The sequence below is a fragment of the Vibrio caribbeanicus ATCC BAA-2122 genome (genome assembly GCF_000165125.1).
Taxonomy (GTDB): Bacteria; Pseudomonadota; Gammaproteobacteria; order Enterobacterales; family Vibrionaceae; genus Vibrio; species Vibrio caribbeanicus.
On the sequence record NZ_AEIU01000115.1, the window covers coordinates 1 to 16,212 of the forward strand.

At 42.5% G+C, this 16,212-nt stretch carries 13 protein-coding genes and 2 tRNA genes; 5 read left to right on the forward strand and 10 right to left on the reverse strand.

Features of this window, described 5'->3' with window-relative positions:
• Window positions 1–86 precede the first annotated feature (86 nt).
• The 4 genes from RH40_RS19075 to RH40_RS19090 form a co-directional block, all read right to left on the reverse strand.
• A tRNA-Met gene (locus tag RH40_RS19075) sits at window positions 87–163 on the reverse strand.
• A 53-nt stretch (window positions 164–216) separates the two neighbouring features.
• Window positions 217–300, reverse strand: a tRNA-Leu gene (locus RH40_RS19080).
• 27 nt (window positions 301–327) lie between these two features.
• Window positions 328–663: a preprotein translocase subunit SecG gene (secG, locus tag RH40_RS19085; protein ID WP_009603343.1), complete on the reverse strand. Its 336-nt coding sequence runs from the start codon at window positions 661–663 to the stop codon at window positions 328–330.
• A 219-nt stretch (window positions 664–882) separates the two neighbouring features.
• The gene (locus RH40_RS19090) at window positions 883–1,368 is read right to left on the reverse strand and encodes a GNAT family N-acetyltransferase (protein ID WP_009603344.1); all 486 of its coding nucleotides are present in this window, start codon (window positions 1,366–1,368) and stop codon (window positions 883–885) included.
• A gap of 663 nt (window positions 1,369–2,031) precedes the next feature.
• Here RH40_RS19090 and RH40_RS19095 point away from each other — a divergent pair.
• Window positions 2,032–4,113: an EAL domain-containing protein gene (locus tag RH40_RS19095; protein ID WP_009603345.1), complete on the forward strand. Its 2,082-nt coding sequence runs from the start codon at window positions 2,032–2,034 to the stop codon at window positions 4,111–4,113.
• Between the two features lie 138 nt (window positions 4,114–4,251).
• Here RH40_RS19095 and nlpI read toward each other — a convergent pair whose 3' ends face one another.
• From nlpI to rpsO, 3 genes are all read right to left on the reverse strand, one after another.
• Entirely contained in the window at window positions 4,252–5,109 is an 858-nt protein-coding gene (nlpI, locus tag RH40_RS19100) for a lipoprotein NlpI (RefSeq protein WP_009603346.1), read from the reverse strand.
• Between the two features lie 115 nt (window positions 5,110–5,224).
• On the reverse strand, window positions 5,225–7,351 hold the full coding sequence (pnp, locus tag RH40_RS19105; RefSeq protein ID WP_009603347.1) for a polyribonucleotide nucleotidyltransferase: 2,127 nt from the start codon (window positions 7,349–7,351) through the stop codon (window positions 5,225–5,227).
• Window positions 7,352–7,653: 302 nt separating this feature from the next.
• Window positions 7,654–7,923 (reverse strand): 30S ribosomal protein S15, encoded by a 270-nt coding sequence (gene rpsO / locus RH40_RS19110; protein ID WP_009603348.1) that lies wholly within the window; start codon window positions 7,921–7,923, stop codon window positions 7,654–7,656.
• 209 nt (window positions 7,924–8,132) lie between these two features.
• Between rpsO and mtnN the strand changes: the two genes are divergently transcribed.
• The 4 genes from mtnN (at window position 8,133) to RH40_RS19130 (ending at window position 11,303) form a co-directional block, all read left to right on the forward strand.
• Window positions 8,133–8,828 (forward strand): 5'-methylthioadenosine/S-adenosylhomocysteine nucleosidase, encoded by a 696-nt coding sequence (gene mtnN, locus RH40_RS19115; protein WP_009603350.1) that lies wholly within the window; start codon window positions 8,133–8,135, stop codon window positions 8,826–8,828.
• A gap of 13 nt (window positions 8,829–8,841) precedes the next feature.
• Window positions 8,842–9,795 carry a cobalamin biosynthesis family protein gene (locus tag RH40_RS19120; protein ID WP_009603352.1) on the forward strand — a complete coding sequence of 318 codons (954 nt, stop codon included), beginning with the start codon at window positions 8,842–8,844 and terminating at the stop codon, window positions 9,793–9,795.
• On the forward strand, window positions 9,792–10,610 hold the full coding sequence (gene btuF, locus RH40_RS19125; RefSeq protein WP_009603354.1) for a vitamin B12 ABC transporter substrate-binding protein BtuF: 819 nt from the start codon (window positions 9,792–9,794) through the stop codon (window positions 10,608–10,610). Before RH40_RS19120 ends, btuF begins: the two co-directional genes overlap by 4 nt.
• A 72-nt stretch (window positions 10,611–10,682) precedes the next feature.
• Window positions 10,683–11,303: a TRIC cation channel family protein gene (locus RH40_RS19130; RefSeq protein WP_009603355.1), complete on the forward strand. Its 621-nt coding sequence runs from the start codon at window positions 10,683–10,685 to the stop codon at window positions 11,301–11,303.
• A gap of 131 nt (window positions 11,304–11,434) precedes the next feature.
• Here RH40_RS19130 and thrC read toward each other — a convergent pair whose 3' ends face one another.
• The 3 genes from thrC to thrA are packed head-to-tail and all read right to left on the reverse strand — an operon-like array spanning window position 11,435 to window position 16,147.
• Window positions 11,435–12,718: a threonine synthase gene (thrC, locus tag RH40_RS19135; protein ID WP_009603356.1), complete on the reverse strand. Its 1,284-nt coding sequence runs from the start codon at window positions 12,716–12,718 to the stop codon at window positions 11,435–11,437.
• Window positions 12,715–13,683: a homoserine kinase gene (thrB, locus tag RH40_RS19140; RefSeq protein ID WP_009603357.1), complete on the reverse strand. Its 969-nt coding sequence runs from the start codon at window positions 13,681–13,683 to the stop codon at window positions 12,715–12,717. The genes thrC and thrB overlap by 4 nt, the downstream gene beginning before the upstream one ends.
• Window positions 13,684–13,687: 4 nt before the next feature.
• Window positions 13,688–16,147: a bifunctional aspartate kinase/homoserine dehydrogenase I gene (gene thrA / locus RH40_RS19145; protein ID WP_009603358.1), complete on the reverse strand. Its 2,460-nt coding sequence runs from the start codon at window positions 16,145–16,147 to the stop codon at window positions 13,688–13,690.
• Window positions 16,148–16,212: the final 65 nt, after the last annotated feature.

Sequence of the window (16,212 nt, forward strand, 5' to 3'; positions counted from 1 at the left end):
TGTTTTTGTTGCTGGACCCTGATATGTTAGACAAGATATCTTGCCCAACCCACAACATAGTAAAAACTACACTGTGCAAACTTGTTTGGTTGCGGGGGCCGGATTTGAACCGACGACCTTCGGGTTATGAGCCCGACGAGCTACCAAGCTGCTCCACCCCGCGTCCGACTTGCGAGCATTATACGCTCTCTCAAGTGTTTTACAAGTTTGTAAACATGGTGCCGAGAGAGGGACTCGAACCCTCACACCAAAGGCACTAGCACCTCATGCTAGCGTGTCTACCAATTTCACCATCTCGGCAGTAAATTCTATCTTAGCTAGAACTTGTTATTGTGGAATCTCGTCACTATTTGAAGATTGACTTGATTCACCATTGTTTTTAGTTTTTTCAATGAATTGACCTTGAGAAACGTCAACTCCTTGAGCATCAGACTTATGCGTTGACATGTTACCTAACGCCAAACTAATAACAAAAAATACGGTTGCAAAAACTGCAGTCATTCGGGTTAAAAAATTACCAGAGCCGCTTGCGCCAAACACTGTGTTTGATGCGCCAGCACCGAATGAGGCTCCCATATCTGCGCCTTTACCTTGTTGAATCAGCACCAAGCCGATTACACCAACCGCTGCCAACAGGTAAATCACAAGTAGAACATTAAACATAATTTCCACCTATGTTCCAAATTGTTGAGCCAGCGCCGCTCTAAAATCTACATTGACTTTGAACAAGGCTAGCGACCTCCTTCGTTGAAGGCGGAGCAATACTAACGAAACACACTGATGCTGACAAGTAGATTTTTACAAAAAATGAGCCTTTACCGCTCAAGCGCTCAAAAAAGAGTCGAATCTGTTGTTTTTCACCCAAATGTTTCCCTTACCTAATTAACTCTCTGAAAACTCGACGCCATATCGGATAATTCCTTTCTTATCACGACACACATTTTCTTCTAACTCAACAATCAAAAGCGGATCAGATAGTGTAGAAAATAACTCATTATTCTTAAAACCAAAACGAGAGAAGTATTCAGTATCACCAATGACGACACATGCTGGATAGCCAAGCTCTGAAAGCGAAGTAAGTCCTTCTTCAACCATTTGTCTCGCAATACCACGTTGTCGATATGAAGGAGTGAGGTAAAGTGATGATAATGCCTGCCAATTTACCTCCTCATCATTTAGAGTAACGGGTGAAAACATCACAAAACCAATCACTTTACCAAAGTCATCGCATGCAACAATAGCTAACGTTCTCTGGCCATTCTCTCTCAATTTCATCACTCGTTCTGCAACGATCGATCCTGAACTTACCTCTCTGAGTAGGTCATCGATAGCCAATATGTCTGACGGAGCTTCCGTTCTGATAAGCATAATTTATCTCTTTATTTGTCTTGTGAGCACACACTCAAGCAACATTAAAATGCAGGATTGAGAGACCTTATACGAACTTGAACTCAAGGAAAATAACACCGCGGGACCGCGAGTTATTTTCAGGATGCTTTACAAAAGGTTTGAACTTTGAAACCCATCTAAAGAAAGCATTGTCATAACTTGGCAGACTTTATTATCGATTTTTAAATTTAAAATATCGTCATATCTGCAAGATAAGCTCCCCCTCACGGCCTCCTCTGTAGGTCACTCAAGTCTCATTCTTTTCGCAACATTACGTGATCGCATGCAAGAGAACAAGAGAGTTCGATTTATGTCTTCGTTATATTCACTGAATTACGTATCAAAGGGCGCCACATTTAAGGCACCACATTTAATGACAGTTATGAATCACCAGAATATTTTTCGTCCGTTCTTGATGATAAGTGGAGTGGGGATCTCAAAAATGATTCTATATCTAAACTAGTTTTATCAGGTTCTTGTTAATCTATGAGCTTATCCGTTACTTTGTAAATTTGGAGAAGGGTAAGTAATTCCGTAATGATTCCTATAAGTTACAAGGTAGCTATTGTTCTATACTTGATGCTTTAAAGTCGTCATAATGAAAGTTATAGTGTCATCATTACTTATTAAATTATCTTATACATGACTTACTCAACTGAGAGTCGAAGAAACTTGATACTATCGCAGCAAACAAAACACTGGTTTACTAAGGTTACAGCAAACTGCCCATTCTTTTTTGCTATTCTAGACGATCAGCACCGCTATATTTTGGTCAATCAACGTTACAGTGATGTTGTACAGACTCCTATCAGTGAACTCATTGGTATGAACGACACCCAAGTGATGGGTGAAAACTTCTACCAGAAAGTTGAGCCATTGTACCAACGCGCTTTTCAAGGAGAAGCAACAGAGGAGAGTATTACTTTAGACCCCAGATTAGGAACAAGTCTGCATCTGTCAGTTTCTCCAATAGAAAGTGAGGGAAAAATTTGCTCCATTGCGGTCCAAGCCATGGACACCTCAGAAAACTATTCCCTTTATCTCTCTTTACAAGAGTCTGAGCAAAGACTTTCAATATTGTCGTCACTCATCTCAGAGGGCGTTATACTTGTTGCAAATGAATGTATTCTTTCCGTCAATGAACAGGCGCGCTCGATACTTGGCTTTGATTCCCCCCATCAATTACTTGGAGAAAATTTATCCCGTTTTTTTTCGGGTTATCAAGGTGATGAAACCAATTTTTCAACTCAGCTTAACCTCGAACCTAAACATTGCTACACAAGTTCATTTTGTGGTGTCAAAAGAAAAGTTGAATTGACAGGACAAGCCACAACTATCCTAGGCAGCCCGTCGAAAGTCGTTATCTTAAAGTCAGTCAACCATACTGAACAAATATCAGCACAAACGAAGCATGAAGATTTACACATCGATTCTCTCACCAAACTCGATAATCGGTTCGTTTTTACTAAAAAGCTTGAGCAACACTTAAAAAGCTTAACTCCACTGGTTTTACTCTATCTGGATATCGATAACTTTAAGAATATAAATGACTCTCTTGGTCATCATATTGGCGATAAGGTATTAAGAGAGGTCGCGCTTAGGCTCAAGCGATTACTACCCAATGAAACAACAATAGGTCATTTAGGTGGCGATGAATTTGGTGTAATTCTACCCAACCCTGAAAGTAAACAAGTTACAGATTTACTTTCAGAACGTATTATTTCTGTTATCAATCAACCCTTTGACCTTCACCACTTTAGTAAACGCTTAGCTTGCTCTATCGGGAGTGTCGAATCACCTAACGATGGTAAGGATGCTAGAGTACTATTACAAAATGCTGATACTGCAATGTATGAAGCCAAAGATCGTGGACGCAACAGACTGATTAAATTCAATGACCAAATGAATAAAGAAGCTCGTATGCGGCTATGGTTAGAGATTGAACTACAAAAAGCATTGCAGCAAAATGGTCTAGAAGTCTGGTATCAACCTAAAGTTAATGCACAAAGTTTCAGTATTTGTGGTGCAGAGGCCCTGGTGAGATGGAAACACCCGGTGGAAGGCTATATTAGCCCAAGCTCTTTTATACCGGTTGCTGAAAAAGCGGGGTTAATTGAACAACTTGGACGAGTCGTTATGCGCGATGTATTCGCAACGGTAAAGCAGTGGAAGTCACAGGGTATTCTGCCTGGTAGAGTTGCTATTAATATATCACCCGAACAGTTTGGTAATCGAAAGCTTATCGACTATCTGGAAAAATTGTTACGTACAACAGGCCTTGATCCAAGCTCAATAACTTTTGAATTGACCGAAAGTGCTGTAATGAGTGATAGTGAGCATACCTTACAAATGCTAAACGCGATTAAAAGGTTGGGCTTCTGGCTCTCGATTGATGACTTTGGTACGGGTTACTCATCGCTTGCATACTTAGCTCGCTTCCCTATTGATGAGCTGAAAATTGATCGAGCTTTTATCTCTGGTATTGGTACCCTTCCGAAGCAAATTACTGTTATAGAAAATATTATTAACCTAGGTCGTTCATTGGAGCTTACTGTCGTGGCTGAGGGGGTAGAAAACCAAAAGCAAGCTGCATTACTATCAAACCTGCGCTGCCACGCTATTCAAGGCTTTCATTTTTACCGTCCCCAACCTAAGCACGAAGTCGAAGAATTGTTCGCTGAAAACTACCGCCATAATATTATTAAAAAATCGAAACTCAAGTAATCTCATTACCCATTGGCAAAAAACCTACCCATACCTCCAACTACCCCGAAAACAATAAATAAAGTGCTGCCCAACCGCCAACGACATTTATTCCAATATACAAAAGACCACAACAAGTCACCCTATTGCGGTTCGAGTTCATAACTGCTCCATACTTCCCTCATAGACTTTTATCAATTCAAGATACGCATATCGATTTTCAATATAATCGTAGACGTTAAATGAAAGAGCTAGCTTAAAACAAGCCACTGCACGTGCCATATTACCTTGTATTTGATATCGCTTACCCAAGTAAAAGTATGTCTCAGTTAATCTTTGCGCTAGATGAACATTGTCTTCAACCCCTGCTTGAATCAATATCAATCCATCATTTTGTGGGATCTCACCTAATGTTATCCCCACTAACGTCCATGCCCAACGGCCATCTTTTTTTAGGTAGGCACTCTCTAAATCACTACGTGCTTTTTCAGGGTTGACCTCATATTCGATAAGGTAGAGCCATAGCTGACGCAAAGGATCGGAAGTATCTCGCGAGTAGTAGGTTTGAATACTCTCTAAAGCAAGCTGAAAGCGATCACCATAATACAAAGCAATTGCCCGATTACGCTCTGCATCAGTATTGTCTGGTTCAAGCTCTAATGCAGAATTAAACGCATCATAAGCCGCGTCAAATTCGGCAATTTGTGTATAGTAAACACCGAGCAAATTATAGAGAGAAGATTGAACAGGATTGAGTAATAACGACTGATTATAGTCTAAACGAGCAAGATCTCGGAGACCGACGCGATCAAAGCTTTGTCCCCTTTCAGATAACATTTTGGATCGCAAATCATCAGATAGATCGTCTCTTTGCAATAGCTTAGATAAATGCGCTATTTGAACTTGGTTCTCGAAGCTTGCTTGCAGAGGTTCTGCCATTGGAAAATAGGAATGGCGGGCACATCCTACCATCAGAAATAGCATCAAAAAAATTGACACGGTCTTAAGGCATTTCACAAGTAAAGACTCCTATCACAAAATAATTTTCGCTCTTATTTTGATATCAAAAAAGGGAGCGAAGTGCTCCCTTTTATACCATGAATTTAGCCCATTAGGTAATGAGTTCAGACACCTAAGAAGCTGGTTTTTCTACTTCAGAAGTCTCTTCAGTCTTTTCTACCGCTTCTTTCATGCTCAAACGAACACGACCTTGACGGTCAATTTCAAGAACTTTTACTTGGACTTCTTGGCCTTCACTCAGATAATCAGAGACTTTCTCAACACGTTTTTCAGCGATTTGAGAAATATGCACCAAACCATCTTTACCAGGGAGAATGGTAACAAACGCACCAAAGTCTGCTAAGCGAGCAACTTTACCTGTGTATATACGGCCTACTTCAACTTCAGCCGTGATCTCTTCGATACGACGGATCGCTTCTTTCGCTGCAGCACCTTCAGTTGCTGCAATTTTGATTGTACCGTCGTCTTCGATTTCAATTGTTGTGCCCGTTTCTTCTGTTAGAGCACGGATAACAGCACCGCCTTTACCAATAACATCTTTGATCTTTTCTGCACTGATCTTCATCATATGAATACGTGGTGCAAATTCAGAGATATCTTCACGAGCACCTGAGATAGCCTCATCCATCACTGATAGAATGTGCTTACGTGCACCTTGAGCCTGATTTAGCGCAATCTGCATGATCTCTTTTGTGATACCTTCGATCTTGATATCCATCTGAAGTGCGGTGATACCAGTATTCGTACCTGCTACTTTAAAGTCCATGTCACCCAAGTGATCTTCGTCACCAAGGATATCAGAAAGAACAACGAAATCGTCACCTTCTTTCACAAGCCCCATCGCTATACCCGCAACAGAAGACTTGATTGGCACACCCGCATCCATAAGAGCGAGAGATGTACCACATACAGAAGCCATTGAAGATGAGCCATTAGATTCAGTGATTTCTGATACGACACGTACAGTGTATGGGAACTCGTCTACAGAAGGCATGATGGCTTGAATACCACGTTTTGCCAGTTTCCCGTGGCCGATCTCACGACGTTTTGGAGAGCCGACAAAACCCGTTTCACCTACACAGTATGGAGGGAAGTTATAGTGAAGAAGGAAGTGATCTTTCTTTTCACCAGTGAGCTCATCAATGATTTGAGCATCGCGTTGTGTACCGAGAGTTGCTGTCACTAGAGCCTGAGTTTCACCACGAGTAAATAGTGAAGAACCATGAGTACGAGGAAGAACACCAGTACGTACATCCAACGCACGAACCATGTCTTTTTCACGACCATCGATACGTGGGTTACCGGCGATGATACTGCGACGTACAACTGTCTTCTCTAAGTCATGGAAGATAGTATGGATTTCTTTAGTGTTTGCTTCTGGATTTTCAGCAAGTAGCGCCTCGTTCACTTCTCCAGCGATCTCGTGGATACGGTCGTAACGGGCCATCTTCTCAGTAATTTGGTAAGCTTCAACTAATTTTGTTTCTGCAAGCTCAGCAATCTTAGTCACAAGCGCAGTATTCTCTTCAGGTGCTACCCAGTCCCAAGCAGGAGTTGCGACTTCAGCTTTAAATTCATTGATCGCATTGATTACAACTTGTTGTTGATCGTGACCGAACACAACTGCTGATAGCATTTCTTCTTCAGTTAGATTGTCAGCTTCTGACTCAACCATTAATACTGCAGAATCAGTACCCGCAACAACAAGATCAAGCTTAGATGACTCTAGCTCAGTATTGCTTGGGTTAAGAACTAACTGACCATCAATATGACCAACGCGCGCAGCACCAATAGGGCCGTTAAACGGAATACCAGAGATAGCAAGTGCTGCTGAAGTACCAATCATTGTTGGGATATCTGGTTGCACATCTGGGTTTACAGACACAACAGTAGCGATAACCTGAACTTCATTTTTGAATGCATCTGGAAATAGAGGACGAATTGGGCGGTCAATTAGACGAGCTGTTAACGTTTCACCCTCAGAAGGGCGACCTTCACGTTTGAAGAAACCACCGGGGATTTTACCTGCCGCGTAAGTACGCTCTTGGTAGTTTACTGTTAATGGGAAAAAGTCTTGGCCTTCTACCGCCTCTTTTTTACCAACGACAGAAACGAATACGGCTGTATCGTCCATAGTAACCATAACTGCAGCGGTTGCTTGACGAGCAATGACGCCAGTTTCTAGAGTGACGGTATGGTTACCATATTGAAATGTTTTAACTACTGGTTTTTCGAACATTATAATTCCTTGTGTCTGGCTAGCGAACAAAAGCAAGCCAGAAAAAGCTTAATGAATACTCAAGGCATTACAAATCGCGACTAGTAAAAAGAAACTTAATAAAGTTCACTTTTAATAGTCGCGACCTTTTGGCCGACTTAGTTGACTGTAATGCAGTAAGTTCTTAATTGGACTACCGTTGGAGTCTTCCTCCGAACGGGAGCGAGCATAGTATAGCGAGATTAGATACGTTTTGCTAAGTATCGACAACAAAAAAGGGGCGAAAGCCCCTTTTTTGACAAACTATTCTATGCGAACGCTGATTAGCGACGTAGGCCTAGACGCTTGATTAGGTCTTGGTAACGAGAAAGGTTTTTGCCTTTCAAGTAGTCAAGAAGCTTACGACGGCGAGAAACCATGCGTAGCAGACCGCGACGGCTGTGGTGATCACCTTTATGTGCCTTAAAGTGGCCTTGTAGGTGGTTGATAGAAGCAGTAAGTAGAGCTACTTGAACTTCTGGTGAACCAGTATCGCCTTCAGACTGAGCGTATTCTGCAACGATTGTTGCTTTAGTTTCTGCATTCAGAGACATAATTCTCTCCTAATTAAGAGTAAGTTAAACATTGCGTCAGCCAATCTCTGATTCAGCCAACGCGAGAGCGGCGGATTATATGTTAAGACTATGTATTAAGCAAGACTTCTCTAAGTCTCCTTTTCTTCGACATCATATTCTAATCCCTGCTAATTCTGTTAAACTCAATCTCTTAATTATCTTAAAATTAAAATACCAGAGGAACATACATGAAGATTGGCATCATAGGCGCAATGGAACAAGAAGTATTGATTCTGCAACAATCTCTTCAAAACTGTCAAAAAGCCTCTAAAGCTGGTTGTACTTTCTTCTCAGGAACACTAAATGATGTCGACGTTGTATTGCTCCAGTCTGGTATTGGAAAAGTGGCTGCAGCGATTGGAACCACCATTCTTTTAAGTGAATATAATGTCGATATGGTTATTAATACAGGCTCCGCGGGCGGTTTTGACTCCAGCCTTTCACTCGGAGATGTGGTTATTTCAACGGAAGTTCGTCATCATGATGCCGATGTCACTGCTTTTGGCTACGAGATGGGCCAAATGGCACAACAACCTGCAGCCTTTATAGCTGATGAAAATTTAATGGATGTCGCAGAAAAAGCCCTAACTCATATGCAAGGAAAACATGCTGTTCGTGGTCTTATTTGTACAGGTGACGCCTTCGTATGTAGTGCAGAGCGCCAAGCTTTCATTCGTCAGCACTTTCCTTCTGTAATTGCAGTTGAAATGGAAGCATCAGCCATTGCACAGACTTGTCATCAATTTAATACCCCATTTGTCGTGGTACGTGCTATTTCAGATGTTGCTGATAAGGAATCACCGATGAGCTTCGAAGAGTTTTTACCACTAGCGGCGAAAAGCTCCTCTGAAATGGTGATAAAAATGATAGATTTGCTCAAATAAGTCGTTATCTACCATGGAAGGACTTTTCAACGATTTTTACTCAAATGGAGCCTTGCTTATTCTCTGGGCTGGGCTCTTAGTCCATCGCATATTACCCCTATCTCGTGAATTTCATCCTACAACGATTTGGCGTAAGTTTGCCATACAACTTTCAAACAAGGTCAACACCAGCACAGTTGCTTCTCAAGCAATACTATCAGGTTCATTAGCTTGGCTATTGATGATGTTACCTTTGTTTGTGGTTGCAATTTCGCTTGGTAACCTTGCGTGGTATCAGGAAGTATTTGAGCTAACTCTACTTGTATTTGCGCTCGACTGGCGCAACACCGACAGATTTGGTAAAGACTTTGTCACAACACTTGCAAGAGAGGACAAAACGCACGGAAAAATCCTCATCCAACCACTCATTAATCGCTCAACCGCTTCACTCTCCATGGTTGGGTTAGGCAAAGCGGGATCAGAAACTCTTATCATGTCTTATGGACGAAACTTAGTTTGTGTATTGTTTTGGTATGGCTTAACCGGGGGTGTGGGGGCTTTTCTTTATCGCATGGCGGTCGAGCTATCAAGAGCTTGGTCTCCCTCACGCAAGCAATATTCTTCATTTGGTCAAATGGCAACACGAACTGTTGCATTAATCGAGCTTGTACCAATGCGCTTATTTGCTCTTTTGATCACATCAGGTCAACGAGCCTTAGCAACGATACAATTAATTAAATTGCAGGCTAGCTCTTGGCCTCTTCCCGGACCTGCGTGGCTGATGGTATCCGTTGGTGCTAAGTTACAATTATCTTTAGGGGGCCCCGCCATTTATGATCGACATAAATCTATACGGACTAAAGTTGGGGGGCGTATCGCTCCCTCAGCGATTCATGTTGCCCAAGTCCACCAATTGTTAAAACAAAAGTGTTATCTGTGGGTTCTGGCCCAGAGCATTATTATGGGGTTAGTCTATCAAGGTTTATGAGAAGATTTTTGGTACTTTTTTTTCTCATTGCTCCGAGTATTTGCATCGCAAAAGCTGAACGTGTGATAAGCCTAGCTCCTCATACCACTGAGTTGGCTTATGCCGCTGGACTAGGCGACAAGCTCGTTGCTGTCAGTGATTACAGCGATTACCCCCCACAAGCAAAAAAACTTGAAAGAGTTGCTAACTATCAGGGTATTAAGGTTGAACGTATCCTGGAGCTGCAACCCGATTTAGTGATTGTATGGCGGTCAGGAAATTCGCCGAAAGACATTGAAAAATTGAAGCAGTTTGGTATTCATCTTTTTTATTCCGATCCCCAAACCCTCGAAGACATCGCCCTAGATATTGAAAAATTAAGTACCTACTCAGAATTCCCACAAATAGGCTATAAAGCGGCGCAAAACTTTAAAAAACAACTGATAACAATAAAAGCCAAGTACCAAAAGCAACATCAAGTTCGCTATTTTTATCAGCTTAGCTCGACACCGTTAATGACGGTGTCTCAAGGTAAATGGCCCAGCGAAATATTTAGCTTTTGTGGTGGAGAAAATATTTTTTCAGATGCTGGCGCCCCTTACCCTCAAGTAAGTGTTGAACAAATTATAGTACGTAACCCTGAGGTCATTTTTACCTCCAAACAATCTCCGGGACAGGCCGAAGTTTGGCAGCAATGGGGCAATCATATCGAGGCGATAAAACGGCAACAAGTGTTGCCGTTAGATAGCAACATACTCTCTCGCCCCACTCCCAGAGTGATCACATCAATTGAACAAATTTGCCACTATTTTTCCTCGATACAACAAAAAACTTAACAGCGCCAACTGAGATCTCGTACAATCTTAGTTGTTCTTATATCAATATGTTTGACTGACAACAGGCTGGTTATGGAATCTACCCTGCTTTATTTTATCGACCTATTTGGTACTGCTGTTTTTGCTATCTCCGGTGTTTTACTCGCAGGTCGATTAAAAATGGACCCCTTTGGTGTCATTGTTTTGGCTAGCGTCACTGCAATTGGCGGCGGGACTATCAGAGATATGGCGCTCGGTGCAACACCCGTTTTTTGGGTAAAAGATACTTTGTATATTAGCATTATTTTGATTACTTGCTTGCTCACCATCATCGTAGTTAGAAGACCTAAACGTCTGGCTTGGTGGGTTTTACCCGTGTGCGATGCGATCGGTTTGGCCGTTTTTGTTGGTATTGGCGTTGATAAAGCACTTCAACACCAAAGCTCACCTATGATTGCGGTAATCATGGGCGTCATAACGGGATGTGGTGGAGGCATCATCAGAGATGTATTAGCGAGAGAGATCCCTATGATCTTAAGGAGCGAAATATACGCAACAGCATGCATAGTTGGAGGTGTCATTCAAACTATCGCACTAGAAACAGATATGAATAAAGATAGCGCACTGTTAGCTGGCATACTCTCCACTCTCATTATTCGATTAGGGGCAATCAAATGGCACCTATCTCTGCCAACTTTTGCTCTTCACCGTTAGCTTTGAATCGTTCAAGTTCTCTAAAAAATAAGCGACATCGACTCAGTGAGTCTAGTGATGCTAAGTAGTTCTGAGTAAAGCAAATAAGCGCCAAAAGTATTCTTCGTTTCCAGCGCTTTAATGCTTTTTCTTTAGCCTTGAACTCGTCTTAAAACCTGTTTTAAGGCCACGAAGTCGTTATCCAACTCTTCAGAAAGCAACGGCATAACAGAATGCTTAGCTAATGGTCCTGGCAACTCAACATCACAGTTAAGGATATCATCCACGACTTCTTTAAACTTGGCAGGATGAGCGGTGCATAAGAACACCCCCGTTTCACCGGGCTCAAGCTGTTGTTGCAATACTTGGTAGGCAATAGCACCATGTGGTTCACAAAGGTATCCTAAATCATAAAGCTCTTGCACCGAATTCGCGCTTTGCTGGTCACTAACGGCTCCTCGTCCTAAGGTGGAAAGCCCCCAACCTTTGCGTTGACACAATTCCTCTATCCTCGGCCAATTATTGGGTTGACAGACATCCATTGCATTAGATGTCGTCGCAACAGTAGGTTTTGGATCCCACACGCCAGTTTCTAAGTATCTCGGTACGGTATCGTTGGTATTCGTAGCGGCGATAAAGCGCTTAACAGGAAGCCCCATAGCCTTTGCGAGCAGTCCCGCAGTGAGGTTGCCAAAATTACCGCTTGGTACTGAGATAACTAAATTTTCACGTTCTTGTTTATTCAACTGAGATACAGCCTCAAAGTAATAGCAGATTTGAGCCATCAAACGGCTGATATTAATTGAGTTTGCCGAGTTTAATCCTATCTCGGTACGTAGTTCATGATCGTCAAAAGCTTGCTTAACCAAAGCTTGACAGGCATCGAAATCACCATTGATTGCAACGGTATGGATGTTGCCGCCCAAAGTACAAAAAAGCTTTTCCTGCAACGGGCTAATTTTTCCTTTAGGATACAAGATGACAACGTTTATGTCTTTCATACCATAGAATGCATGAGCGACGGCGGCCCCCGTATCTCCAGATGTTGCGGTTAATATGGTTGTTTTTCCACCTTCAGACACAGCAGCAAGAGACTGGGCCATAAAACGACCACCGAAGTCTTTAAAAGCAAGCGTTGGACCATGGAATAACTCAAGCGCATAACAATTTGGTTTAACTTCTTTGATCACCGCTGGAAATTTAAATGCGGCATCCACCATGGAGTGGACTTTTTCTTTTGGTAATTCATCACCAATAAGTGCAGATAAGATCTTGGTACTTCGAGTTACAAAATCTTCAGACAATAAATCATCGATATCGCCGAGTTCAGGTAATTGTTGTGGAAAAAAGAGCCCTTGATTTCGTCCTAACCCTTGACGAACAGCTTGGCCAAATGAGACCTGCTCTTCATTTTCTTTGATATTGTACAGCTTCATAACTCACTTCCTGTTCTCATTGAGCCTTGCTCATTCAGTTGACAAACATGCACAAAACCTTCTGCATTTTTGACATAATTTTTCTCAAGCCAAACGGCAACCCGATTAGCGACGTCCAGATCATCACAAATACTAAATAGTGTTGGTCCACTTCCAGAAATACCAGTAACCAAAGCACCTGCTTTATTAGCGTATTCCCTCGCTTGTGCAAACCCTGGCAGTAACCGCTCTCGGTAGGGCTCAGCAACAACGTCTTTTATCATATCTGCCGCCAAATCAGGTTGATTAGTATGACAAGCATGGATAAAACCAGCCAAGTGACGTCCATGAGCTATGATATCTTGACGACGGTACTGAGAGGGTAAAATATCCCGTGCTTCAGCTGTAGACACTTTAATACCAGGAAAGGCCATGACCCAATACCACTGTTTAAAGCTGGGTACCGATTGACTGATAATGCCTCTTTCTTCAACCATTAATTGCACACCGCCCAAATAGCAAGGTGCCACATTATCATAATGAGTACTGCCAGAAATTTTGCCTTCCATCTCTCCCATTAGCTTTAACAATGTCGTCTCGTCCAACGCTTGGCCATGGAATTGATTGAGCGCATCCAGTGCTGCAACAATCGAGCACGCACTCGACCCTAACCCCGATCCGATCGGCATATTCTTCTCAAGAGTCAATTCAACAGGCAGAACTTCTTTGCCGCGTTTATCCATTTCTCGACTAAAAACTTGCCAACAATCAAAAACAATATTTTTTTGAGGCTCATGGGGTAATTTACTGACAAATTTTCCTGTCGTATTCAAACAAAAAGGTTCATTACCCATGGTGATGAGTACCCGATCTCCTAGCCGCTCACCATTGATGGGAGAAACTGCCGCTCCGAGAACGTCAAAACCGACGCTGACATTTCCGATTGATGCTGGTGCGTATATGGCAACATCCTTACCATATTCCATATTACTATACTCCTAATTTCCAGCCTAAAGTTCGCATCACGTCAGCAAAAACACCTGCTGCTGTGACTTCGGTTCCTGCTCCATAGCCTCTTAAGACCAAAGGAATCGGCTGATAATAGCGGCTATAGAAAGCTAACGCATTCTCACCATCTTTAATTTTGAACATAGGATCATTTTCATCGACACTTGCTAAGCTAACTCGACACTGTCCATCTTTGATTTCACCGACATAACGCAGCACTTTCCCTTCTTGTTCCGCTTGTTGTACCAGGTGGCTAAAATACTGATCCGCTTCAGGCAATCGATCCATAAATTCTTCAACACTGCCCGAATCATCAAACCCAGGCGGTAACGCTTTCTCAACCGCAACATCCTCGAGTTCGAGATCCATACCTGCTTCCCTGGCAAGAATTAACAACTTACGCGCAACGTCCATTCCCGATAGGTCATCTCTTGGATCGGGTTCTGTAAAGCCATTCCCTTTTGCCAAATACGTAGCCTGACTGAGTGTCATCCCTTCATCTAACTTACCAAAAATGTAAGATAACGAGCCTGAGAGTATTCCGGTAAAACGTTCTAGCTCATCACCTGCAGCGATTAAGTTTTGAAGGTTTTCTATCACAGGCAAGCCCGCACCTACCGTTGTTTCATAAAGCAGCTTCCTGCGAGAGCCTCGCGCAATATCACGCAACTGGTGGTAATAATTCATGCTGGCTGTGTTCGCTTTCTTATTCGGTGTGACAACATGAAAGCCTGCGGCAAGAAAGTCAACATACTGATCAGCAATCATAGAACTTGAAGTACAATCAACGAGCACTGGATTAATTATGTGATTCCGCTGAACTAGAGACGATAAGCTATTTAAACTGAATGCCTCGCTCGCAGCTCCCATACGGTCGCGCCAATTATCGAGAGGTAACCCCTCAGCATCGGTAAGTAAACCTTTACTATTAGCCAAACCGCACACTCTTATAACAATTCCTTTGTCAGCAAGTTTTGATTGCTGGCGCTGAATTTGATCAACAAGTGCACCACCAACACCGCCAACACCAACAACAAATACGTCTAAAAAATGCTTGGAATTGAATAGGTTTTCATGACAAGCCTTAATGGCTTCAGAGATTTTATTCTCAGGTATAACCGCTGATATTGCTCGTTCTGATGACCCTTGAGCAATAGCTACGATATTAACGTTAACTTCAGCCAATGATGCGAAAAATTGGGACGCAACTCCGCGAGAGGTACGCATTCCATCACCGACAAGAGTCACAATAGCTACATCATCAATGAAATCGACGGGCTCTAAAAGCCCTTCTTTTAGTTCAAGCTCAAATGAATCAGCTAATGATTGCTGCGCAAGCTTCTTATCCTCAGATTCGATACAAAAGCTAATGCTGTATTCAGATGATGATTGAGTGATCAAAACGATAGATACACCAGCGGAAGACATTGCACCAAATACGCGACTTGCCATTCCCACCATGCCTTTCATCCCTGGCCCTGAAATATTCACCATGGTCAAATCACTTAAGGTGGTAATTCCCTTAATATCCAGTTTGTCTTCGCCAGTGTCTTGACCAATTAAGGTTCCTGCGCCTTGTGGATTGAAGCTATTTTTTATCAAACACGGAATATGGAACTGAGCAATAGGGGCGATGGTTTTCGGATGCAGAACTGAAGCTCCAAAGTAAGAAAGCTCCATCGCCTCTTGGTAGCTGAGAGATTTGAGCAGTCTCGCATCATCAACTAATCTGGGATCGCAATTGAAAACACCATCAACGTCGGTCCAAATTTCACAACAATCAGCTCTTAAACATGCGGCTAAAACCGCAGCAGAGTAATCCGAACCATTGCGTCCCAAGGTAACAAGTTGTCCTGTATCATCGCCTGCTGTGAAACCCGGCATAATATTAATACGTCCTAGAGGGAGAGGGTTTTTAGCAAAGTTTTCTGTTGATCTCTCAACGTCGACCATGGCCTCAAGCGGCGCCCCTTTTGCGAAAAGAAATTCAACAGGATCAATGAGGTTTGTTTGCTGTTCATAGGACTCTAAAACAGCCTTCATTAACTGAACGGATATCCTTTCCCCTTTGCTGATAATTCTCGCGTTGACGTTGTCAGGACACATTCCGAGTAAATGAATACCATCAACAAACTGGCGGAGTTGCTGAAAAGAAGTGTCTATTTGGTTTTCAAAACCAGAGACTTCAATGTTTGGCAGAATGGAACGAATATCGTTAAATAACCCTCGAAGTGACTGTTCAAGATTAGAGAGATGAGATTCAACTGGCTCATGTCTTAATGCAGAGTCGATAACTTCTACCAGCTTGTTAGTGGTTTTACCTGGTGCCGATAAAACCACCGACACCTCTCCTTGTTTCGCACTATTTGCAATGATGTTCGCAGCTCTTAGAAAACGGTCAGCATCTGCTAATGATGAGCCCCCGAACTTTAAAACTCGCATTTTTCTCTCCCACTTCGTATTTATCGGCAAAAAAAAAAGCCTGTATCTTGTTGGATACAGGCACG